Origin of the sequence: Mesorhizobium sp. B2-5-4 (assembly GCF_006441095.1) — a bacterium.
In the GTDB taxonomy this organism is placed as follows: domain Bacteria; phylum Pseudomonadota; class Alphaproteobacteria; order Rhizobiales; family Rhizobiaceae; genus Mesorhizobium; species Mesorhizobium salmacidum.
In genome coordinates, this window is the sequence record NZ_VFUR01000006.1 from 84,494 (window position 1) to 105,250 (window position 20,757).

Genomic DNA, 20,757 nt, shown 5'->3' on the forward strand with positions numbered 1-20,757 from the left:
ATGGAGAATTCGCGTAACGCAAAGTGCGTCTTTTACCTATCAAAGGCCGCATTTCGGGATTAACTATATGGCTATGGACGTGCGGGACTCGACCGGGACGGCTGGACAGTTGCCAGTGGTGGTTGCCCGTTGGCGCGGCCATCGCAGACTTAGCCATTTAAGGACCGCCCTGCGTCTTTCCGCTGTCTCCCTGTTTGTGCTCGCAACAGTGTTCGCTGGCGGCTTCGGCTGGTTTGCCAGCAAGGTCAGCCATTTGACCACGCCCGCCAACCCGGCCAAGGCCGACGCCATCATTGTGCTGACCGGCGGCCAGTCGCGCCTCGACGCGGCGATGGAGCTGCTGGCTTCCGGCAAAGGGGAGCGGCTTTTGATCAGCGGCGTGCATCCCTCCGCCAGCCGTCGCCAACTCCAGGCGGCGACCGGCGGCGACAAGAAGCTGTTTTCCTGCTGCGTCGACATCGACCGCGCCGCGCTCGACACGATCGGTAATGCCGAGGAAAGCGCCAAATGGGTGGAAAATCATGCCTATGGCACGGTAATCCTGGTCACCAACAATTATCACATGCCGCGCAGCCTGCTGGAGATGGGCCGGCTGCTGCATGGCGCCAAGCTCGAACCCTACCCGGTGGTCAATTCCAACCTGGATAATGGCAATTGGCTGACCAAGCCGCGGGCGGTACGCGTGCTTTTCACCGAATACACCAAATACCTGCTGGCGCTGGCTCGCGGCATTATCCCGATGAAGCCGACGCCCGACGGCATCGCGCTGGCCGAGACCGCCGCCGGCGCTGAGCCCGTGTCATTGCTTGGCGCCAGCCCTTGAAACGCCCTTGAGGCGCGCGATCTCTTGCTCAAGGTCCTGGATGCGCCGGTCGCGCTCGCCAAGCGCCGCCGCCACATCAGCCGCCTCGAAGCGCTGCGGTATATGTTGCGGGCAATTGGCATCCCACGCCGAGACGGTGAACAGGATGACCTGTTCGGGACGCGCCTTGTAGTCCGGCGGCATCAGCCGCGCCGTCAACCCGGCGTCGTTTTCGACAACGCGTGCCGTGCCCCAGATCTTGATGCGCTGGCGCATCATGTAATCGATCAGGAACAGGAAGGCCCTCGGATTGTCGGCCAGATTGCCCTGCGTGATGAACTGCTTATTGCCGGAAAAATCCGCGAAGCCGATCGTCTTGTCGTCGAGCACCTTGAGAAAGCCGGCAGGGCCGCCGCGGTGCTGGATGTAGGGCTGACCGTCGCCATTGGCCGTCGACAGGAAGACGCTGGTCTGCATTTCGATGAAGGCGGCGAGGTCCGGTGTGATCGCCGACTGCCAGCCGCCGCGCTCCTCGACGCGGGCGTAGGACTGACGCGAGCCCTTACGCGCCTGGATCGCCTTGACCGTCGGCGTGAAGGCGACATCGCTCGTAAAAGCGTGTGCGTTCATCGAAACCTCCTTGCATGAAACGTTTCTAAAGGCCGAGCTCCGACAACGTCGGATGGTCGTCCGGCCGCCGGCCGAGAGGCCAGCGATATTTGCGCTCGGCCTCGGCGATCGGCAGGTCGTTGATGCTGGCGATGCGCAGCCGCATCAGCCCGTGCTCGTCGAATTCCCAGTTCTCATTGCCGTAGCTGCGGAACCATGAGCCGCTGTCGTCGTGCCATTCATAGGCGAAGCGCACGGCGATGCGGTTGCTGTGGAAGGCCCAGACCTCCTTGATCAGCCGGTAGTCGAGTTCGCGTACCCATTTGCGCGTCAGGAACGCCTGGATCGCATCGCGGCCTTGTAGGAACTCGGCCCGGTTGCGCCAACGGCTGTCCGCCGTATAGGCGAGTGCCACCCGCGCAGGATCGCGCGAGTTCCAGGCATCCTCGGCCATGCGCGCTTTCTGTGCTGACGTCTCGGCGGTGAAGGGCGGAAGCGGCGGGCGGCTCTCAGACATGGGATTTCCTCTGCGGCATGACGGATTGGGGCCGGCGGGCACCGCTCGCCCCTTTTCCGGATTCAGGCAGCATCGCGGGCGGAAACAACCGGAAAATCGATCTCCGTCTGGGCAACCTCGTTGATATAGTTGGTCCAGACGTTCAGGGCGACATGCTGGACGCTCTCGATGATCTCCCCGTTTTCATAGCCCGCGAGCCTGACAGCGGCGAGATCCTCCTGGCCGACATCCCCGCGGCTTTGCGCTACTCTGGCGGCAAAACGCACCGCCGCGGCTGCCTTGGGATCCGTAGAGCAGCCATGGCGGTTGGCGATCATCTCGGCGGCGTCGAGCCTTGCGAGTGTCTTGCCGAGATAGCCTTCCAGCGCGGCCGGCCTGTTGGCGACCATCCGAAACAGGTTCCGGACGACACCAAGCTGTTTTTCTACCGCCTGCAGCATGGGCAGCGCGGCGGCGGGAGCGTTTGCGATGGACGAAGGCTTGGCAATGCGGGGCATGGAAATTGCCTTGTTGAGGTACCCCGCCTATATGCAGTCTTCCATCTTGCGGATGTAGATGCCATATTTGCAATCAACCCTTCCATTTTCTGGAAGAAATGATGGATCGTCTCGAAGCCATGTCCCTTTTTGTCGCGGCAGCGGAAGGCGGCAGCCTTTCCGCCGCCGCTCGCAGTTCGGACGTTCCGCTGGCAACGGTCAGCCGCAAGGTCTCCGATCTGGAGCGCCTCCTGAAGACACGCCTGTTGAACCGCTCGACGCGGCGGCTGACACTGACCGATGCGGGCCATGCCTATCTCGCTGCCTGCCGCCGCATTCTCGACGAGGTCGGAGACGCCGAACGCGCCGCCGGCGGCGAATACAGCGCCCCGACAGGGGAACTGATCATCACCGCGCCGATCGTCTTCGGCCGCCTTCACGTGTTGCCGGTTGTCACCGAGTTCCTCGCCGCCTATCCGCTGGTGGATATCCGCCTCACGCTCGGCGACAGGATAAGCCAGTTGGCCGAAGACCATATCGACCTCGCCGTCCGCATCGGCAGGCTGCCGGATTCGCGGATGGTCGCCATCAGGGTCGGCTTGATCGGTCATGTTGTCTGCGCAAGCCCGGCCTATCTGGCCGGACACGGCATTCCTGGAAGGCCGGGAGATCTCGATACGCACAGCTGCATCACCTTCGAGGGCCTTGGCTCGCTTGCCACCTGGACCTTCACCGTGGACAAGGCTGATTTTGTCGTACCGGTCCGCTCAAGGCTTCGGGTCAACACCGCTGAGGCGGCGACCGATGCGGCGATCGCCGGGGTCGGGTTGACCCGGGTGCTTTCCTACCAGATCGTCGCCGCCGTACGATCAGGAACACTGCGCCCCGTGCTCAGGGATTTCGAACCCGAGCCTTGGCCGGTAAACCTGGTGCATGCCGGCCAGGGTCGGCTGCCGGTAAAATTGCGCGCCTTCCTCGACTTCGCCGCCCCACGCCTGAGGGAACGGCTGGCGCAGGCGACCTGGTAGCACGGGCAGTATCGCACCGTTTCCTTTTTCCCCGCGCTTGGTGTAACCAACGCACACTTCCTCACCGGACCTCCCCCATGCTTTATGTCAGATCGCTGGCGTTCAATTTCGTCTTCTACGTCAATCTGATCGTTCAGATGATCCTCTGGACCCCGTACTATTTCCTGTCGCCCCGCCACCGCGCCTGGTTCGTGCCGAAATTCTGGTCGCGCACCTCGATGTGGCTCTATGACAAGATCGCCGGAACGACAAACGACATCACCGGGCAGGAAAACCTGCCCGAGGGCTCCTTCATCCTGGCGCCCAAGCACCAATCGTTCTGGGACGCTATCGCCTTCTTTCCTTACCTCCAGGACCCGCTTTACATCCTGAAGCGCGAGCTGACCTGGATCCCGTTCTTCGGCTGGTATATCTTGAAGATGCGCATGATCCCGGTTGATCGCGGCAGCCGCTCCAAGGCGCTGAAGGCCGTGGTCGCAGCGACCAAGGAAGAGATGGCGCGCAACCCGCGCCAGTTGATCATCTATCCCGAGGGCACGCGCCGGGCGCCGGGCGACGAGCCGGCCTACAAATACGGCATCGTTGAAATCTACACCCAGCTTGGCGTTCCGGTGGTGCCGGTCGCCCATGTCGCCGGCCTCTATTGGCCGCGCCGCAAGTTCCTGCGCTATCCCGGGACCGTCAAGGCGCGTTTCCTGCCGCCCATACCGCCTGGTCTGGGCAAGGACGAGTTCATGGCGCGGCTGATCGGCGAGACCGAGGCTGCCTGTGACCAGCTTCTCGTCGAGGCATCGCGCGCCCCCAATCCGCCGGCCCTGCCGCCAACGGCGGTGAAGCGGCTTCGGGAGCTGGGCACGAAGGCCTGAAGGCTCTCCGGCCAGGCCGTCAACCGTGCGCCGCCAGCGCCGTGGTCAGCAGCAGCGTCGCGGCAAAAGCCAGATTGATGATCCGCGAGGCGACAGGCCGGCGCAGGAAGCGCGAGAACGCCGCACCGGCAAGAAGCCACACGGCGTGGATGACAACGATCATCACCGCGAGAACAGTCAGTTTCGTCCACAGCCGGAGCTCGGCATCGCCCGCGCTCGACGAAGCACCCTCGAACACGGCGGCGATCGCCACATACGCTTTCGGGTTGGCCACCGCGAGGAGAAAACCGGCCAGCCATGTCGGGCGCGACGCGTCGGCGGCGCGTACCGCCAATGGCGGGGCGGTGGCGATCTTGAAGGCGAGATAGAGGATGTAGGCCGCGGACGCGCCAACCAGCAACGGCGCCAGCTTCGGCATCGACCCAAGCACCGCCATGACACTGGTCGCCACGACCAGCAGCACGGCGATCGTGCCCAGGACGATGCCGCCGGTGTAGCGCAGCGAATCGCGCAGGCCGAAGGCGGCGCCAACGGCGGTGACGCTTATCGTCGCCGGCCCCGGGCTACCCATGACCACGGTGGCGGCCAGCAACAGCGCAAGCAATTGGCGCCAAAGCTCCGGCTGCGAAACAAGCGATCCGGCCATCTGATCCTCCGCCCTGCACCCCGTGCGAAGGACGGTATGGCAAGGCATGAGGATCGTCTTGGACGTTCGTGCGCCCCGCGCTGCCGGCCGCCTCAGGCGCTGGCTTTGTCGAGTTCGGCCATGTCGTCCGCGCTCAATTTCAACGACACCGCCTTGATCAGGCTGTCCATCTGGCTCGGCTTGGTGGCGCTGGCGATCGGCGCGGTGACGCCTGGCCGTGCGATAACCCAGGCAAGCGCCACTTCCGCCTGCTTGGCCGAATGCCTGGCGGATACGGCGTCGAGCGCCGCCAGAATGCGCATGCCGCGTGGATTGAGATAGCTGCCGACATCCTCCCCGCGCTCGCTCTGGCCGAGATCGGCTTCCGTGCGGTACTTGCCGCTGAGAAAACCCTTGGCCAGACTGAAATAGGTGATGACACCGATATCCTCGGCCACGCAGAGGTCGCGTAGCGGGCCATCGAAGGAGGAACGGTCGTAGAGATTGTATTCCGGCTGCAGCACCTCATAGCGTGGCAAGCCGCGCAGGCTTGCCACGTCAAGTGCCGCGCGCAACTGACCGGCATCGAGGTTAGAACAGCCGGCATAGCGGATCTTGCCCTTGGCGAGCAGTCTCTCATAGGCGCCGAGGGTTTCCTCATAGGGCGTGGTCGGATCCGGCCAGTGCGATAGATAAAGGTCGATGAATTCTGTCCGCAGCCGCTTCAGCGATGCGTCGACGGCCTTTTCGATATAGGCGGCCGACAGGTCCTTGTGGCCCTGCCCCATGTCCGAGCCGACCTTGGTGACCACCACGACCTTGTCGCGATTGCCACGATCCTTCATCCATTTGCCGATGATGGTTTCCGATTCGCCGCCCTTGTTGCCGGGAACCCAACGCGAATACGCGTCGGCCGTATCGATGGCATTGAGGCCCGCGCCGACGAAGCGGTCGAGCAGGTCGAAGGAGGTTTTCTCGTCAGCGGTCCAGCCGAAGACATTGCCGCCCAGAACCAGCGGCGCGATGGAAAGGTCGGTGCGACCGAGACGGCGTTTCTGCAAGACGGATCTCCGTGATGATTGGGACCGGGCGATGCCGCCCGCTGGCTGGGTTCGGAGCCTAACCTAGGTCCTGCCGCATCGAGGTCAAAGGCCTGGCCGCCTTTTTCCGCAGAGCCAGCGCTTCACGAAGTCGCTATCCGGCGCGCCACATCCTCCAGCCAGTGGTCGCGGATATCGAGCGCTTCCAGATGCTTCAGCGTGCTCAGCACATAATCCTCATTGTTGCCGGATCGGCCGACTGCGCCGCGCACCAGGGCCGCCGCATCCGCCGCATCCAGCGCCCCGGCATATTGCTCATGCCTGCGGTCGACGATGTAGGCCATGGCTTCAACCGCGGCGCCGCCGTCGAGGCGCACCTTGAGCGTGCGTTCGAGATAGACGCTTGTGACGAGCTCGCGCTCGCGTAGATACGCAATGACCTCGTCGCGCAATTCGCCAGGCACGCGGAAAGCAAGGCCGACGCAGGAACCACCATGGTCGAGGCCAAGCACCAGTCCGGGCCGCTGACGCGTGCCGCGGTGCACGAAGGAATAGACGCAGAGCGAGCGGCGATAGCCATGCAGGTGGGCGCGTCGTGTCTCGACATGCGCGAAACCCGGCCGCCAGATCAGCGAACCGTAGCCGAACACCCAAAAATCGCCCATATCAACGCGCCTGATTGCAAAAAGAATGGCAACACCGCACCGGAAACCGGTGTTTTTTCCGCCCGTGTCCGTTTACCTATTCGTCTCTGTCCCCTGGTGTTGTCGGAATCGAGAATCCGTCCACACCATCCATGCGTTAACGAGAGCCAAAGCATGACGTCAAGTGACGAACGCCAACCGCGTAGCCGTCGCCGCCTGTGGTGGCTTGCCGCGTTCATCCTGGTGCTGTTCGCCATTTACAGCGCCGGCTGGTTCTATATGGCCGACAGGGTGAGGTCCGAGGCCGACAAGGCTGTTGCCACGCTCAACAAAAGCGGCATTCAGGCCGGCTGCGCCAATCTCCAGGTCGGTGGCTATCCCCTGAGCTTTGCCGTCTCTTGCGACAACCTCGCTTACGAGGACGATGCCAAGAACATCGCCGCCTCGGCCGGTAGTTTCAATGCCACCGCCCAGATCGTCCAACCCTTGTCGCCGGTTGCCAGTCTGCGCGGTCCGCTCCGGACCTCCGTCCCGGGCATGATGCCGCTCTGGATCGACTGGGACAATCTGCAGGCCAAAGTCAAACTGTGGTACCCGCTGCCGCGGCGTATATCGCTGCAGGCCGAGGGCCTGTCGGGCCAAACCGACCCGGCGGACGACACAGATCCGGTCGAACTATTCAGTGCCGGCAAGGCATCAGGCCAGTTGCAGCCGAATGGCGGGAATCTCGACTATGTCGGCAGCTTTGGCGATCTCGAGATCGATCCCGACGCGATCGGCGGGCGCGTGCTGCCGGCGCTCGATGCCAGCGGCGACGTGACACTGAAGAACGGCGTCGCGGTGATCGGCACGCAGGTGAAAAGCCTGCGCGGCCAGAGCATCGAAATCCGCACCCTCGATCTGTCGTCGGGAACGGCGCGTGTCACCGTTTCCGGGCCGCTTTCGGTCGATGCCCAGGGCCTGGTCGACGCCGATCTGATGATCAGGATCAAGGATCCCAAGGCCGTGGCATCCATTCTTGCCGGGGCCATACCCGAGCAGAAGAATGCGATCGAGCAGGGTTTTGGCGCCCTGGCGCTGCTTGATAGCGAACCGTCGATGCCGCTGAAAGTGGTCAAGGGCAAGGCCTCGCTCGGCTTCATCCCGCTGGGCAAGATCAAGCCGGTGCAATAGTCCCGCCATGGCAAGACCCGTGAAGCTCCTGAGTGTCGGGGCGCTGACGCTGGATACGATCCTGCGTGTCGATGCATTGCCCCATCATCAGGGAAAGTTCATCGCCTCCGACGGCATCCAGATCGCCTCGGGCATGGCCACGAGCGCGGCCTGGGCCGCGCATCGTCTCGGCGCTGAGGTATCGCTATGGGCGAGCGCCGGCGACGATCCGGTCGGCGATCAGCTGATTGCGGGAATAGAGGCCGAGGGCGTCGATTGCAGCCATGTGCGCCGCGTCAGTGGTGCGCGCTCGGCGCTGGCCTCGATCCTGGTCGATGCGCATGGCGAGCGGATCATCGTGCCTTTCTACGACACACGCGCTCAGGCTGATCCCGACGCCTTGCCGTTCACCGACGTCACGGCATTCGATGCCGTTCTGGCCGACGTGCGCTGGCCGGGTGCCGCTGCCCTGGCCCTGAAGGCGGCGCGCGCCGCTGGCCGGCCGGCAATCCTCGATGCCGATACCGCGCCGCTTGCGGTGCTGGAACAATTATTGCCGCTGGCCTCGCACATCGTCGCCTCCGAACCGGCAGTCCGCATCATATGTGGCCACGCGCTGGATCTGGAGACCGCCTGCACCGACCTTGCCTCCCGCACCGATGCCTTCGTCGCGGTCACCGGCGGTGCGGCGGGAACCTGGTGGCTTGATCGAAGCGCTGGATCAGCCCGCCATGTCGAGGCACCGAGGATCCAGGCGGTCGACACGCTGGCCGCCGGCGATGTCTTTCATGGCGCCTTTGCCGTCGGACTGGCGGAAGCCATGCCGGTCGAACAGGCCTTGCGTCTCGCAAGCGCGGCCGCCGCGCTCAAATGTCTGCGCTTCGGCGGCAGGCTGGGCGCGCCGGATCGGGCGGAGACGCTCGCCATGATGGAAGCGACCTGGCCTGAAACAGCTTAGCTCTTTGCCGGGTGCTCGACCGCCTGGCGGCCGAAATCGGGCGCGTCAATATCCTGGCCGGCTTCGATGATCGAGCGGCGCACGGCGCGGGTACGGGTGAACAGGTCGAACAGCTTGTCGCCGTCCCCCCAGCGGATCGCGCGCTGCAGGAAGGCCAAATCCTCCGAGAACCGCGCCAGCATTTCCAAGATGGCATCCTTGTTGTGCAGGCACACGTCCCGCCACATGGTCGGATCGGAGGCGGCCAGACGCGTGAAATCGCGAAAACCGGAGGCGGAATATTTGATCACTTCCGTCTTGGTCACCGATTCCAGATCGTCGGCGGTGCCGACGATGTTGTAGGCGATGATGTGCGGCAGATGCGAGACGATGGCCAGCGTCATGTCGTGATGCTGCGGGTCCATCGTGTCGATGTTGGCGCCGCAGCGGCGCCAGAATTCCGAGAGCCTTTCCAACGCTTCCGGATCGGTGCCCGGTACCGGCGTGAAGATGCACCAGCGATTGTCGAACAGGTCGGCGAACCCGGCATCCGGGCCGGATTTTTCGGTGCCCGCCAGCGGGTGGCCGGGAATGAAATGGACGCCATCAGGCACATGCGGTTGCATCTGCGCGATGACCGACGCCTTGGTCGAGCCGACATCGGTGAGGACCGCCCCCTTTTTCAGCGCCGGCGCGATTTCCTGCGCCACCGCGCCGGACGAACCGACCGGCACCGAGACGATGATCAGATCGGCATCGTGGACCGCTTCCCTGGCAGCCGTGGTGTAGGAATCGCCGAGGCCCAGTTCTTCGGCTCGCTTGAGCGTTGCCGCGCTGCGGGTCGAGATGGCGACTTGGCGAGCCAAACCCTCACGGCGAATGACGCGGGCGAGCGACGAACCGATCAGGCCAATGCCGACCAGTGCGATTTTTTCAAACATCGGAGATGCCATGGTTTCTAGCTTTTCAGGAATGTCGTGAGCGCGGCGACAACGCCGCGATTGGCCTCTTCAGTGCCGACCGTCATGCGCAGCGCGTTGGGAAAGCCGTAGCCTGAAACGCGCCGCAATATATAGCCGCGCGCGCTCAGATACTCATCAGCAGCCGCCGCCGAATGCTTCTGGTCGTCGGGAAAATGAATGAGCAGGAAATTGCCGACGCTCGGCGTCACCCGCAGTCCGAGCCCGGTCATCTCTTCGCTCAGCCAGGCGAGCCAGGTCTCGTTATGCGCCACGCTGCGCTCGACATGGGCGCGGTCGCGGATCGCGGCGATGCCGGCTTCGATCGCCGTCGCATTGACGTTGAAGGGCCCGCGCACGCGGTTGATGGCGTCGACAATGTGCATTGGACCATACATCCAGCCGATGCGCGCGCCGCCGAGGCCGATCTTGGAGAAGGTGCGCGTCATCACCACGTTCTCAGCGCTGCCGACAAGTTCTATGCCGGCTTCATAGTCGTTGCGGCGGACATATTCGGCATAGGCCGCGTCGAGCACCAGAAGCACGTTTTTCGGCAGTCCGGCATGCAGCCGGCGCACCTCCTGGAACGGCACATAGGTGCCGGTCGGGTTGTTGGGATTGGCCAGGAACACGATTTTCGTGCGCGGTGTGACAGCCGCCAGCATCCCATCGATGTCGGCGCGCTCGTCGGTCTCCTTGACCACCACCGGGGTGGCGCCCGCCGACTGGATATAGATCTTGTAGACCATGAAGGCGTGTTCGGTGAACATGGCCTCGTCGCCGGGCGCGAGATAGGTCTGCGCCAGCAGGCCGAGGATCTCGTCGGAACCATTCGAGCAGATGATGTTCTGCGCGTTGAGGCCATGCACCTCGGCGATCGCCTCGCGCAACCGCCTGGCGGTGCCATCGGGATAGATGTCGAGTTTGCCGGCGACCTCACGCGCGGCCTCGATCGCCTTCGGCGAGGGCCCAAGCGGATTCTCGTTCGACGACAGCTTGTGGACCTTGGCGACACCGGCCGGCGCCGTGCTCTTGCCGGGCACGTAGGCGTCTATGTCCATGATGCCCGCGCGCGGGGTCGGACGTGCCTGATCAGATGTCTGGTTCATTTTTGCAAAATCCGTCGAAAACGCCTCCATCCGGAAGCCGCTGCGGAAATACAAGCCACGGCAGGCAATGTCGAGGGGCGGCAGTGGTGCCGGCCGCCGGCATTGACGGCGAGGCGGGCGGGTTCTAGAAGGACAGGGACAGTTCCGTGGTGATTTGGCCGGTCGGCTTGCAGCCACGTTAAACAATTCGCTAAAGGGCCGTTTGCGTGACGTAACCGGCTTTGCGAAGGCAATGCCGGTTTTTTATTGTCCGCGACCGGCCGGACGAACGCATCGGCGGCGCGGAGATCGGCAGCGATTTCCGCAAAAGCACGGTGCAGCAAGAGAGACGTGATGGCTGTTCTGCGTGCAGGAAAGACCAACAACGAGGCCGACCAACCGTCGAGCCCGGTGTTGCGTTTTGGGCCCGACAAGCCGCTCAAGCTCGACGCCGGCACGCTGCTGTCGCCATTCCAGATCGCCTACCAGACCTATGGCACGCTGAACGACGCCCGTTCCAATGCCATCCTCGTCTGCCATGCGCTGACCGGCGACCAGCATGTCGCCAGCACCAATCCGGTGACCGGCAAGCCAGGCTGGTGGGAAGTGCTGATAGGCCCCGGCAAGATCATCGACACCAGCCGCTTCTTCGTCATCTGCTCCAACGTCATCGGCGGCTGTCTTGGTTCCACCGGGCCGGCCTCGACCAACCCCGCCACGGGAAAGCCATATGGGCTCGACCTTCCGGTCATCACCATCCGTGACATGGTGCGTGCGCAGCAGATGCTGGTCGACCATTTCGGCATCGAGAAGCTGTTCTGCGTGCTGGGCGGTTCGATGGGCGGCATGCAGGTGCTGCAATGGGCGTCGAGCTATCCCGAACGGGTTTTTTCGGCACTGCCGATCGCCACAGGCGCGCGCCATTCGTCACAGAACATCGCTTTCCACGAGGTCGGGCGGCAGGCCGTGATGGCCGATCCGGACTGGCATGGAGGCAAATATTTCGAGCACGGCAAGCGCCCGGAAAAGGGGCTGGCGGTGGCGCGCATGGCCGCCCACATCACCTATCTGTCGGAAGCCGCCCTGCACCGCAAATTCGGCCGTAACCTGCAGGACCGCGAAGCGCTGACCTTCGGCTTCGATGCCGATTTCCAGATCGAGAGCTACCTGCGCCACCAGGGCATGACCTTCGTCGACCGTTTCGACGCCAACTCCTACCTCTACATGACACGGTCGATGGATTATTTCGACCTCGCCGCCGACCATGGCGGCCGGCTGGCGGACGCCTTTGCCGGCACCAAAACCCGCTTCTGCCTGGTGTCCTTCACGTCGGATTGGCTGTTTCCGACCGAAGAGAGCCGCTCCATCGTTCATGCGCTCAACGCCGCCGGCGCCTCGGTATCCTTCGTCGAGATCGAGACCGATCGCGGCCACGACGCCTTCCTGCTCGACGAACCGGAACTGTTTGCCGCCATCAACGGCTTCATCGGCTCGGCCGCGCGCGCCAGGGGGCTCAGCGCATGCCCCCGAAAAGTTGCGGACTTTTCGGATCAAGGTCATGCGCCAAACAGAAAGGTGAAGCCATGACCCCGAAGAGTTGCGGACTTTCCGGACCATGGTCGTGCGCCGCTCAGGAGGCGAAACCATGAGCGTCAACGGCAGCCAGCGTGTCGACCTCGAGGTCGTCGCCAACCTCATCCCGCCGCAATCGCGCGTGCTCGACGTCGGCTCGGGCGATGGTTCGCTGCTCGAATTGCTGCAGGAAAGCAAGCAGGTCGACGGCCGCGGGCTCGAGTTGTCGCAGCGCGGCGTCAACGAATGCGTGGCGCGCGGCCTCTCGGTCATCCAGGGCGATGCTGACAAGGATCTCGAATTCTATCCCGACAAGGGTTTTGACTTCGTCGTCCTGTCGCAGACCCTGCAGGCCACCCGCAATCCAAAACTGGTGCTCGACGAACTGCTCAGGATCGGCAATCGGGCGATCGTCTCCTTCCCCAATTTCGGCCATTGGCGGGTGCGCCTGTCGCTGTTCGTCAAGGGCCGAATGCCGGTGACCAAGGATCTGCCCTATTCCTGGTACGACACGCCCAACATCCACTTCTGCACCATCCGTGACTTCGTCAATCTGTGCGAAGAGCTTGGTGCGACGGTGGAAAAGGCGACCGCGCTCGACGCAAACGGCCAGAAGATCGGCCTGTCGATGCCATGGTGGTTCTGGAATTTCTGTGGCCAACAGGCTGTGTTCCTGCTGAAGCGGTAGTGGTTGCCATGCATCTCTTTCGCAGACGGCCTCTTCCGGTTGAAATACCACCTGACATCCTGTCTGGCATAAAAGCTGGAATTCTGGTCTGCACGTCACCGCGCAGCGGCAGCAACCATCTCGCTGGATTGATGGCAGCCGCCGGGCTTGGCAACCCTTTGGAGTGGTTCGGCGGCCGCCGTCTTCTTGAATTGCCGAACTATCCTCGCGATCCCCGCGCTCAAGTCTTGCGGGCATTGAGGGATGGGCGATCCTCTTCCGGAATTTACGCAGTCAAACTGTTTGCCAGCCAATTTTCTCAAGTGGCTAGAACCATCGACCTGCCAGCCACCCTCCCAGAATTGCGCTATGTCCGTTTGACGCGCCGCGATCTCCTTGGCCAGGCAATCTCCTGGGCGCGCGCCCGTCAGACCGGCCGATTCCGTTCTACCGAGACCGCCAACAATGCGCCACGTTACGACGGCGCGGCGATAGCACAGTCGCTTGATAAACTTGTGCTGGAAAATCTGGTTTGGGACCTCTGGTTTGCAAAAAACGGGGTGCCTTTCCTGTCGTTGACATATGAGGATCTTTTGCAGGACCCGCAGACCAGTCTTAAGAAAATCGCTGGTCTCGTTGACGCCAAGCTTGCCCGTGACGTCGGATTTGGCTTTGCGTCCGGCCTCGCAATTCAACGAGACACCGTCAATGTAGAATGGCGGCAGCGTTTCTTGGCGCAATATTCAGACACTTCAAGATTCCCGGTTGACCGCACTCGCGGTTCCCTTTGGTCCCGATTTGGTGGCGGTGGCTGATCGTCAGTATTGTTGGGAAACACCCCCGCGTGATCTTGAAAGGGTTGCCTTTAGGCCGACTTGCAGGGACTATCGCCAGTGCGACGCAGCGATATGGTCCATGCGGAAATGGTTGAACCACACCCAACATATTCCCTCGTGGTGGAGATGGAGAACGCCAAGTCCATCGATTGGGACGAAGTCGGCATTGGCCTGAAGGCCTTGGCACGTGAAATCACCACGGTTCCTTCAGCCGACTTGCACAGACCTAAGGTTGTTATCTCTCACGGCGGCACGGACGCCGACGCTGGATCGCTTCGTATCGACGTCAGGGCGGTAGCGCCACAGCTGGAACAAGTTGCCGATCTGATCTTTACCGCTTTTCCCGGGGGCCGATACTACGATCTAAAAAACAACGGCATATTGGCAACGGACGGGGATATCATCATTTTCACCGATTCCGATGTAGTGGCCGAACCAGGCTGGCTATCAGGTTTGCTTGAGCCCTTTAACGATCCAGAAGTCATGTGTGTGAATGGATATACTTATCTTTCATACGATGATTTCTTTTCGAGGACGTTTGCACTGATCTGGTTTTTCCCAATGGCTCACGGGGACAAGCGGTTTGCCTCGAAACGAGCGATGAACGCCAACAATGTAGGGTTTCGGCGCGACTGGATCGTCGATCATCCTTTTCCAAGACACAATGGCTTCAAGGTCTCGTGCACATTGCTGATGCGCGAACTGCAACGCGAAGGCCGCACAATTCGTAATGTCAACGCACGCGTCTACCATTACTCACCGCGGGGCTGGCGATTTTTTTTCTGGCGCGCCCTGGTCACGGGCAGAGACGCCGACCGAAAGTTCGTGGAGCTCAAATCGCCTGGCCGCACGCAACGGGTCGTCAAGTCCTTCAGCCGTTGGTTCACCATGTCATGGCGCACCACAAGACGGATTATCGGCCATGCAGGGGGCACCGGGATGCCGCTTTGGCAGATTCCGTTTTCCCTTCTTGTCGGCCTTGCATTCTACAGTTTGGCGTTTTGGGGCCAGTTCAGTCTCGCTACAGGCCTGGTCAGCGACGACATCGAGATCGTGCCCGACTATGTCGGGCACAGCTAGCAGATTTTAGCGGTGGATTCGATCGCCCTTGCGAAAATTGATCGTCAACGCCACTTCGCAAGCATGGAAGGCAGCGATGGTGTTGCGGTTAAAGCTTCAGGAGCCGGAATTCATCACGCCTTGTCGGTCGAACGACAGCAGAATAGGATGACATAACAGGTTGTTCTTTGTAGCGTCGCGCCGAATCCGATGAGGGCCATCCAGGGGAAGTCCGATCCGTTCAACCATCCTGAAGATCAAAGGACCTGGCGCGAAGTGTGTTTTTGCGCTCAAGACGGCTGACGCGATATGACCGGGAAGACGGAGCAGGCGCCCCTCATCACGGTCATCACACCGACCCACAACCGGCGCGAAACGGTGCTCCGCGCCGTCGAAAGCGTGCTTTCCCAGAGCATGCCGCGGTTCGAGCATATCGTCGTCGACGATGGCTCGACCGACGGAACCGAGGCGGCGCTCGCCCGCGTCAGCGATCCGCGGCTGATCTATGTCGGCGCGAAATGGCGCGGCGCCAACGCCGCCAGGAACGCCGGCATCGAACGTGCGCGGACCCCCGTGGTGACATTTCTCGATTCCGACGACGTCTACCTGCCGCACCGGCTTGAGCGCACGCTGGCCCGGTTCGATGACGATCCGTCGCTCGAAGTATTGCTGAGCTCATACGTCTCGCTGAAGAGCGGCCGCGCCACCAACTGCATCAATCCCGAGGCATTCGTGAGTTCCATGGTACTGGAGCGCACGCTTGTGGCGCAGACGATCTTCATCGCCGGCTCAGCGATATCGGCCCGCCGCGAGGCCCTGCTGGCGGTTGGCGGCTATGACAGCGACATCACCCGGATGCAGGACCGGGAGTTGCTGCTGCGCCTCGCGCAGCGGTTCGGCGCGCAATTGTCGGGAGATATCGACTGGACGAAATACAATTCGGAGAATTCGATTTCGGGCCGCAGGACAGGCTATGTCGAAGCCTATGCCAATCTGATGGGCAAGCACCCGCATATCGCCCGCTCCTACCCGCACATTCCGCCCTACATGATCTCACGGCAGATCATCGCCGATATTCTCAGGGGCCGGATACCGGAGGCGTTCGAGGGCTATATGGCCAATCGGTCGTCGAAGGCGCTTGGCTACTCCTTGCCGGAACTGGTCAACGGTTATGTCCAGGGCCGGCGCTGGCGCCGCGATCTCTTCAACACGTTCCGCAACGAGTTTGGCGCCCGGCCTGCCTGACCCACGGCCAGGCCTATCGGTCCAGTTCCGGGAAATAGGGATCCGACAGGAACCGCCTGTCCCGTTCCCCCAGAAGGCAGTCGATCGGGGCGTCCATCTCGACAGGCGTGATTTTGGGCTTGTCCTGAATGCCGCTGACTTCCAGAATCAGCTTGCGCCGGATCGCCGTCGAGAATTCGGCGGCCGCATGGATCGGCAGCACGAAGGAACCAGGTCCGCCGGTCACGCACTGCGCATAATACTGATCGAGATGGCTGAAGGTCGGCGATGGCTTGATCAGGATCGGTAGGCCGTTGACGACTATGCCCTTGGCAATGGCCGCATCACGCGTCACGGTGACCGGCGGCCCGATATTGTTGGGGCCGTCGCCAGATATGTCGATGACGCTGCGTTCGCCCGCGAAATTGGTGCCGTCGAAAAGCTCGGTGCCGAAAGCAAGCGCGCTTGAAATCGAGGTGCCGCGGAAACTCCGGAAGGGGCGGGCCGCAAGCTTGTCGGCAAAGCTGTTGGCGCTCTCGGCGCCGTCGATGATCTGCCAGCCGATGACCGCGTCGTCGCGTACCGTGCCGGCCCACTCGAAATAGGCGAGCGCAATGCGGCCCGTATGGCCGGAACGGACCGCCTCGATGAAATCGGCATGCCGCAGCGCCTCGACGTAGCCGGCGCGTTGAAGGGCGAACTCGGTCTCGTCCATCGACAGGGAGATATCGACCGCCAGCACCAGTTCGACGTCGACGGTCAGCGTATCCGGCGCCGAAGGAACCGGAGCGGCCTCGGCGCAAGCCAGGCAGGCAAGCAGGCTCATCGTATTAAGCATGGCCAGCACAAGCGATGTTTCGATCGCAACATCGCTCGCGATCACGGCGAAATAAAGCTTGTGGCAGGCGCGCGCCCGGCCGGTCCGAATGCCGGCTGTTCTATGCCTTGCGCCGTACGGCGACTGGCGGCGGTTCCATCGCACCTGCCCGGACGGGGGCGGGTTTCAGGGCGGGCGCGCCGGTATCCTTCACGATCGTCAGGGACCGCGGGAAGAACTGATTGTTGTGCAGGCCGCGTCCGATATTGATGATCGCGGCGTCCTTCAGATGCTTATCCAGCAGCGACAGCACGCGCCTTAGCGACGGGCCGTCGAATGCATCCATCGCTTCATCGATAACCACCCATTTCGGCTTCCGCAAGGCGAGCCTGGCGAAGGCGAGCGATCGCTGTTCGTCATCGCCCAACTCCCGCTCCCAGCGGGCCGACCGGTCGAGCGAGGATGACAGCCGCCCGAGGCCGACTTCGCCAAGCACCGCCGAGATCTCTGCATCGCTTGCAGGAGCAACACCATAGGGATGGTCAAGAACCTCGCGCAGCGTGCCAGCCGGGAAATACGGGACACGAGGCACGAAGATGGGGGCTTCTCCCGCCGGCATGCCGATCTTTCCGCTCCCCCACGGCCACAGGCCGGCAATGGCGCGGAAGAACAGCGTCTTGCCGGCGCCGGGCTCGCCGGTGATCATCACACGCTCGCCGGCATGGATTTCGACATGCTGGTCGGAGAGCTTCGTACAGCCCTCCGGCGAGGCCACCTGGAGTTTCTCCAACGTCAGGCTGCCATTGGCGTTCTGATCGAAGGAGATACGCTTCTCCTTGTCGTGCAGCACATCGGTTTCATCGAGCGCGATGCGGAAGTCGGCGACACGCATCAGCGTGGCACGCCAGTCGGCGATACTGCCGATGTTGTTGATGAACCAGCGCAACGACGAATGCACCTGGTTGAAGGCGCCGACCGCCATCATCAGGCCGCCAAAGCTGATATCGCCCGAGAAATAGACCGGCGAGGCGACCAGGATCGGCGCCACGACGGTGATCCAGCCATAGGTGTCGGTTACCCAGGACAGGTTGATCTGGGCGGTGTAGATGCGGCGCATGGCACCCAGCACCGTGCCGAGGTCGAGTTCGAGCCGTCTCTTGGCATCATTCTCGCCACGGTACAGCGCGATGGCATCGACATTCTCGTTGACGCGCACCATCGAGGAGCGCAGCTCCGCTTCGCGCGTGTAGCGGTCGCTGTTGAGGCGGATGAGCGGCCGCCCGACCAGCCAACTCAGCCAGGAGGCGGTGCCGGCATAGAGGAACGCCGCCCAGACCATGTAGCCCGGTATCGCCAGCGACCAGCCGCCAATGTGGAACACGAAACCCGAAGACAGCTCCCACAACACGCCGACGAAAGACACCAGCAGGATGAAGGACTGCAGCAGGCCGACACCAAGATCGGTCGACAGGTCCGACAGATGCGCGGCATCCTGCTGCATGCGCTGATCGGGATTGACGCCGATGGCGCCGGCATTGGCCAGCCGGAAAGCACGCGCCGGCCGCATCCACTGGTCGATCAAATCCAGCGTCAGCGCCTCGCGCAACTTCAGCCGGATCATCTGGTTGAGCCAGGTCTGGCCGATGTTGAGCACCAGCAGCCCACTAGCGATCATGGCAAAGACGAGAAGCTGATGCAGGAAGGCGGCCATGTCGCGGCGCGCGAGCGCGTCGTAAAAGGGTTGGTTCCAGCGATTGAGCAGAACCTGGCCAATCGACGTCGCGACGATGACGGCCATGATGCCGGCCGACGTCCACAGCAACCATTTGCGAACCGGCGATTCTATCAGCGCCCGCTTGATCGCCGCCACCTGATCGCGCAGGCTGCTGACCACGGCGACCGGCTGAACGGTGGCCTGATTGTCCAGTTGATCAGCCATAGCCAAAGTCCTTGCGTTAAGTAGCGAAGCTGAAACCGGATGAGATGAAGAGCGCCGACGGCGGCAGCCCCTCAACCACTTTGCGAGCCCAGCACGACAGATAGGTCGGAAAGATGCCGCGCGAGCAAGTTTCCATCGCGATCACGACGATGTCGCTTGCCGAGCCGACGATGCCGTACCGCTACCCTCGGCCCGCCGGCCAAGCCGTGTCGCGCCATGTGGCGACAGCACCGGCACGAAGACGCGACGAGACGCGCGCTGGGCCACCGGCACGCCTTGATAAAGTCGCTTCTGCGCTTCCACGACAATGACGCCGGAGAAGATCGGCCACAGCCGCCGGCCGGCGCGCTCCAGCACATTGTGGAAGCGCATCATGAAGCGCCGTCGCGATGGCGGGAAAAACAGCGCATCGGACCAGGCGGCGGGCGTGAAATTCGCCTCGCGCAGCAGCTCGGTGAGCTGCCCGCGTGAGAAAGGCCGCCCGTTGCCGAACGGCGTATGTTCGAAGCGTGCCCAAACGCCGCGCCGGTTGGGCACGACGATGACGACGCGCCCCGCCGGCGACAGCACCCGCCAGATCTCGTTCAGTGTCTCGCGCGGGTTCTCGACATGTTCGAGCGAATGGACGAGCAGCATGCGGTCGATGCAGGAATCGACCAGCGGCAGCTCCTCGTCGAAGACCAGTGCCGTTGCCGTCGGCCCCGTCGCCGGCCAAACCACGGCGCCCTGGGTCGCCGGCATGAAGGCGAAGACCCGCTCGGCGTCGGAGCCGAAGCGCTCCAGCCAGGGCAAAGTATAGCCGAGACCTACCAGCCGCTCATTGGGCACCGCGGCCCATATAGACGATAGCGCCATGGTGATCGAACGCTCGGCGAACCGGCCGAGCGTTGTCGAATAGAAGGAGCGAAGGTCGACGATGTCGGAATGCATGTCAGGGATGTAGCCGTGATATCGGGCGGATTCAACAAAAGGTCCACAGCGGGCGGCACGGCGGATCTCAATTTGACATTCCAGGATGACATTCGGACGCCATTCGCTTTGACATTCCGGATGTCATTCGCTTTCACATCCGGGATGACATTCACGCAGCGGCACCCTATGTCTGCAGCGGTAAATGGAGAGATGCGATGCCGGTCGAAATCGAACAGTTCATGTGCCGCACCGACAATTTCGGTGTGCTGGTGCATGATCCCGAAAGCGGCCAGACCGCAATCGTCGACGCGCCCGAGGAGGCGCCGATCCTCGCCGCGATCAAGCGCACCGGCTGGACGCCGACGATGATCCTGACCACGCATCACCATGTCGACCATGTCGAGGCCAATCTGGCGCTCAAGGAGCGCTTCAAGCTGCGCATTGTCGGCCCGGAGGCGGAAAAGGCCAAGATTCCCGGCATCGACGAAACCGTCGAAGAAGGCTCCATCCTTCATCTCGGCGATGAGCGCATCGAGGTGATCGCCACGCCCGGACATACCGCCGGCCATGTCTCCTACCATCTGCCGGCATCGAAAGTGGCGTTCACCGCGGATACGCTGTTCGCGCTGGGTTGCGGCCGGCTGTTCGAATGCAAGCCGCCGGTGATGTACGAATCGCTGAAGAAGCTCGCGGCCCTTCCGGCCGAGACGACAGTCTATTGCGGCCACGAATATACGCTCGCCAATGCCCGTTTCGCGCTGAGCATCGACCCCACCAATTCGGCATTGAAGGAGCGTGCCGCGCGGATCGAGGCGCTGCGGGTCGACAACAAGCCGACGCTGCCGACGACGATCGGCGAGGAACTGTCGACCAACCCCTTCCTGCGCTGGCACGATCCGGCAATCCGCAAGCATCTGGGCATGGAGAAGGCTGGAGATGCCGAGGTCTTCGCCGAGATCCGCAAGCGCAAGGACAATTTCTGAGCGCC

Annotated in this window: 22 protein-coding genes and 1 riboswitch; of the genes, 11 read left to right on the forward strand and 11 right to left on the reverse strand. The window is 62.6% G+C overall.

Annotated elements, in window-relative coordinates; all coding sequences use genetic code 11:
- Positions 1-67 precede the first annotated feature (67 nt).
- Positions 68-823, forward strand: a complete 756-nt coding sequence (locus FJ492_RS09385; RefSeq protein WP_140769654.1) for a YdcF family protein — start codon at positions 68-70, stop codon at positions 821-823.
- On the opposite strand, the gene FJ492_RS09390 is transcribed toward FJ492_RS09385, so the two are convergent.
- From FJ492_RS09390 to FJ492_RS09400, 3 genes are all read right to left on the reverse strand, one after another.
- Positions 800-1,432, reverse strand: a complete 633-nt coding sequence (locus FJ492_RS09390) for a pyridoxamine 5'-phosphate oxidase family protein (RefSeq protein WP_140769656.1) — start codon at positions 1,430-1,432, stop codon at positions 800-802. The two genes, FJ492_RS09385 and FJ492_RS09390, sit on opposite strands and share 24 nt — an antisense overlap.
- 25 nt (positions 1,433-1,457) lie before the next feature.
- The gene (locus tag FJ492_RS09395; protein ID WP_140503302.1) at positions 1,458-1,928 is read right to left on the reverse strand and encodes a DUF1348 family protein; all 471 of its coding nucleotides are present in this window, start codon (positions 1,926-1,928) and stop codon (positions 1,458-1,460) included.
- 62 nt (positions 1,929-1,990) lie between these two features.
- On the reverse strand, positions 1,991-2,425 hold the full coding sequence (locus FJ492_RS09400; RefSeq protein ID WP_140769658.1) for a carboxymuconolactone decarboxylase family protein: 435 nt from the start codon (positions 2,423-2,425) through the stop codon (positions 1,991-1,993).
- A gap of 101 nt (positions 2,426-2,526) precedes the next feature.
- On the opposite strand from FJ492_RS09400, the gene FJ492_RS09405 reads away from it, so the two are divergent.
- Together FJ492_RS09405 and FJ492_RS09410 are read left to right on the forward strand one after the other, a co-directional pair.
- Complete coding sequence (locus FJ492_RS09405) at positions 2,527-3,432, forward strand: LysR family transcriptional regulator (RefSeq protein ID WP_140769660.1); 906 nt, start codon at positions 2,527-2,529, stop codon at positions 3,430-3,432.
- A gap of 77 nt (positions 3,433-3,509) precedes the next feature.
- On the forward strand, positions 3,510-4,298 hold the full coding sequence (locus tag FJ492_RS09410; protein WP_140503306.1) for a 1-acyl-sn-glycerol-3-phosphate acyltransferase: 789 nt from the start codon (positions 3,510-3,512) through the stop codon (positions 4,296-4,298).
- A gap of 19 nt (positions 4,299-4,317) precedes the next feature.
- Here FJ492_RS09410 and FJ492_RS09415 read toward each other — a convergent pair whose 3' ends face one another.
- From FJ492_RS09415 to FJ492_RS09425, 3 genes are all read right to left on the reverse strand, one after another.
- Positions 4,318-4,944 carry a LysE family translocator gene (locus tag FJ492_RS09415; RefSeq protein ID WP_140769662.1) on the reverse strand — a complete coding sequence of 209 codons (627 nt, stop codon included), beginning with the start codon at positions 4,942-4,944 and terminating at the stop codon, positions 4,318-4,320.
- Positions 4,945-5,036: 92 nt separating this feature from the next.
- Positions 5,037-5,984, reverse strand: coding sequence for an aldo/keto reductase (locus FJ492_RS09420; RefSeq protein WP_140503309.1), 948 nt, complete (start codon positions 5,982-5,984; stop codon positions 5,037-5,039).
- Between the two features lie 122 nt (positions 5,985-6,106).
- Complete coding sequence (locus FJ492_RS09425; RefSeq protein ID WP_140503310.1) at positions 6,107-6,628, reverse strand: gamma-glutamylcyclotransferase; 522 nt, start codon at positions 6,626-6,628, stop codon at positions 6,107-6,109.
- 153 nt (positions 6,629-6,781) lie between these two features.
- On the opposite strand from FJ492_RS09425, the gene FJ492_RS09430 reads away from it, so the two are divergent.
- On the forward strand, positions 6,782-7,780 hold the full coding sequence (locus FJ492_RS09430; protein WP_140769664.1) for a DUF2125 domain-containing protein: 999 nt from the start codon (positions 6,782-6,784) through the stop codon (positions 7,778-7,780).
- Positions 7,781-7,787: 7 nt separating this feature from the next.
- The gene (locus FJ492_RS09435; RefSeq protein ID WP_140769666.1) at positions 7,788-8,717 is read left to right on the forward strand and encodes a sugar kinase; all 930 of its coding nucleotides are present in this window, start codon (positions 7,788-7,790) and stop codon (positions 8,715-8,717) included.
- Here FJ492_RS09435 and FJ492_RS09440 read toward each other — a convergent pair.
- Entirely contained in the window at positions 8,714-9,649 is a 936-nt protein-coding gene (locus FJ492_RS09440) for a prephenate/arogenate dehydrogenase family protein (protein WP_181166620.1), read from the reverse strand. The genes FJ492_RS09435 and FJ492_RS09440 overlap by 4 nt on opposite strands.
- 5 nt (positions 9,650-9,654) lie before the next feature.
- Positions 9,655-10,764, reverse strand: a complete 1,110-nt coding sequence (gene hisC, locus FJ492_RS09445; RefSeq protein ID WP_140503316.1) for a histidinol-phosphate transaminase — start codon at positions 10,762-10,764, stop codon at positions 9,655-9,657.
- A 136-nt stretch (positions 10,765-10,900) separates the two neighbouring features.
- Positions 10,901-10,978: riboswitch (SAM riboswitch) on the forward strand.
- Between the two features lie 119 nt (positions 10,979-11,097).
- Here hisC and FJ492_RS09450 point away from each other — a divergent pair.
- The 5 genes from FJ492_RS09450 (at position 11,098) to FJ492_RS09470 (ending at position 16,122) form a co-directional block, all read left to right on the forward strand.
- A complete protein-coding gene (locus FJ492_RS09450) occupies positions 11,098-12,330 on the forward strand; it encodes a homoserine O-acetyltransferase (protein WP_140769668.1) in 1,233 nt (410 codons plus the stop codon).
- Positions 12,331-12,388: 58 nt separating this feature from the next.
- Positions 12,389-13,003, forward strand: a complete 615-nt coding sequence (gene metW, locus FJ492_RS09455) for a methionine biosynthesis protein MetW (RefSeq protein WP_140769671.1) — start codon at positions 12,389-12,391, stop codon at positions 13,001-13,003.
- Positions 12,949-13,797 (forward strand): Stf0 family sulfotransferase, encoded by an 849-nt coding sequence (locus FJ492_RS09460; RefSeq protein ID WP_140712292.1) that lies wholly within the window; start codon positions 12,949-12,951, stop codon positions 13,795-13,797. The genes metW and FJ492_RS09460 overlap by 55 nt, the downstream gene beginning before the upstream one ends.
- A gap of 78 nt (positions 13,798-13,875) precedes the next feature.
- Positions 13,876-14,898, forward strand: coding sequence for a glycosyltransferase (locus tag FJ492_RS09465; RefSeq protein WP_246672619.1), 1,023 nt, complete (start codon positions 13,876-13,878; stop codon positions 14,896-14,898).
- Positions 14,899-15,186: 288 nt separating this feature from the next.
- Positions 15,187-16,122 (forward strand): glycosyltransferase family A protein, encoded by a 936-nt coding sequence (locus FJ492_RS09470; RefSeq protein WP_140503323.1) that lies wholly within the window; start codon positions 15,187-15,189, stop codon positions 16,120-16,122.
- A 13-nt stretch (positions 16,123-16,135) separates the two neighbouring features.
- Here FJ492_RS09470 and FJ492_RS09475 read toward each other — a convergent pair whose 3' ends face one another.
- From FJ492_RS09475 to FJ492_RS09485, 3 genes are all read right to left on the reverse strand, one after another.
- Positions 16,136-16,939, reverse strand: a complete 804-nt coding sequence (locus FJ492_RS09475) for a DUF1194 domain-containing protein (RefSeq protein ID WP_181166621.1) — start codon at positions 16,937-16,939, stop codon at positions 16,136-16,138.
- Positions 16,940-17,039: 100 nt separating this feature from the next.
- Positions 17,040-18,857 carry an ABC transporter ATP-binding protein/permease gene (locus FJ492_RS09480; RefSeq protein ID WP_140769678.1) on the reverse strand — a complete coding sequence of 606 codons (1,818 nt, stop codon included), beginning with the start codon at positions 18,855-18,857 and terminating at the stop codon, positions 17,040-17,042.
- Positions 18,858-18,998: 141 nt separating this feature from the next.
- Positions 18,999-19,787, reverse strand: a complete 789-nt coding sequence (locus FJ492_RS09485; protein WP_140769680.1) for a methyltransferase domain-containing protein — start codon at positions 19,785-19,787, stop codon at positions 18,999-19,001.
- Between the two features lie 197 nt (positions 19,788-19,984).
- Between FJ492_RS09485 and gloB the strand changes: the two genes are divergently transcribed.
- The gene (gene gloB, locus FJ492_RS09490) at positions 19,985-20,752 is read left to right on the forward strand and encodes a hydroxyacylglutathione hydrolase (protein ID WP_140769682.1); all 768 of its coding nucleotides are present in this window, start codon (positions 19,985-19,987) and stop codon (positions 20,750-20,752) included.
- Positions 20,753-20,757: the final 5 nt, after the last annotated feature.

What these genes read in the sequence shown, in the direction of transcription:
- FJ492_RS09385 (WP_140769654.1), top strand. Translation starts at nt 68, where the DNA reads ATGGCTATGGACGTGCGGGACTCGACCGGGACGGCTGGACAGTTGCCA.
- FJ492_RS09390 (WP_140769656.1), bottom strand. Translation starts at nt 1,432, where the DNA reads ATGAACGCACACGCTTTTACGAGCGATGTCGCCTTCACGCCGACGGTC.
- FJ492_RS09395 (WP_140503302.1), bottom strand. Translation starts at nt 1,928, where the DNA reads ATGTCTGAGAGCCGCCCGCCGCTTCCGCCCTTCACCGCCGAGACGTCA.
- FJ492_RS09400 (WP_140769658.1), bottom strand. Translation starts at nt 2,425, where the DNA reads ATGCCCCGCATTGCCAAGCCTTCGTCCATCGCAAACGCTCCCGCCGCC.
- FJ492_RS09405 (WP_140769660.1), top strand. Translation starts at nt 2,527, where the DNA reads ATGGATCGTCTCGAAGCCATGTCCCTTTTTGTCGCGGCAGCGGAAGGC.
- FJ492_RS09410 (WP_140503306.1), top strand. Translation starts at nt 3,510, where the DNA reads ATGCTTTATGTCAGATCGCTGGCGTTCAATTTCGTCTTCTACGTCAAT.
- FJ492_RS09415 (WP_140769662.1), bottom strand. Translation starts at nt 4,944, where the DNA reads ATGGCCGGATCGCTTGTTTCGCAGCCGGAGCTTTGGCGCCAATTGCTT.
- FJ492_RS09425 (WP_140503310.1), bottom strand. Translation starts at nt 6,628, where the DNA reads ATGGGCGATTTTTGGGTGTTCGGCTACGGTTCGCTGATCTGGCGGCCG.
- FJ492_RS09430 (WP_140769664.1), top strand. Translation starts at nt 6,782, where the DNA reads ATGACGTCAAGTGACGAACGCCAACCGCGTAGCCGTCGCCGCCTGTGG.
- FJ492_RS09435 (WP_140769666.1), top strand. Translation starts at nt 7,788, where the DNA reads ATGGCAAGACCCGTGAAGCTCCTGAGTGTCGGGGCGCTGACGCTGGAT.
- FJ492_RS09440 (WP_181166620.1), bottom strand. Translation starts at nt 9,649, where the DNA reads ATGGCATCTCCGATGTTTGAAAAAATCGCACTGGTCGGCATTGGCCTG.
- hisC (WP_140503316.1), bottom strand. Translation starts at nt 10,764, where the DNA reads ATGAACCAGACATCTGATCAGGCACGTCCGACCCCGCGCGCGGGCATC.
- FJ492_RS09450 (WP_140769668.1), top strand. Translation starts at nt 11,098, where the DNA reads ATGGCTGTTCTGCGTGCAGGAAAGACCAACAACGAGGCCGACCAACCG.
- metW (WP_140769671.1), top strand. Translation starts at nt 12,389, where the DNA reads ATGAGCGTCAACGGCAGCCAGCGTGTCGACCTCGAGGTCGTCGCCAAC.
- FJ492_RS09460 (WP_140712292.1), top strand. Translation starts at nt 12,949, where the DNA reads ATGGTGGTTCTGGAATTTCTGTGGCCAACAGGCTGTGTTCCTGCTGAA.
- FJ492_RS09470 (WP_140503323.1), top strand. Translation starts at nt 15,187, where the DNA reads ATGACCGGGAAGACGGAGCAGGCGCCCCTCATCACGGTCATCACACCG.
- FJ492_RS09475 (WP_181166621.1), bottom strand. Translation starts at nt 16,939, where the DNA reads ATGCTTAATACGATGAGCCTGCTTGCCTGCCTGGCTTGCGCCGAGGCC.
- FJ492_RS09480 (WP_140769678.1), bottom strand. Translation starts at nt 18,857, where the DNA reads ATGGCTGATCAACTGGACAATCAGGCCACCGTTCAGCCGGTCGCCGTG.
- FJ492_RS09485 (WP_140769680.1), bottom strand. Translation starts at nt 19,787, where the DNA reads ATGCATTCCGACATCGTCGACCTTCGCTCCTTCTATTCGACAACGCTC.
- gloB (WP_140769682.1), top strand. Translation starts at nt 19,985, where the DNA reads ATGCCGGTCGAAATCGAACAGTTCATGTGCCGCACCGACAATTTCGGT.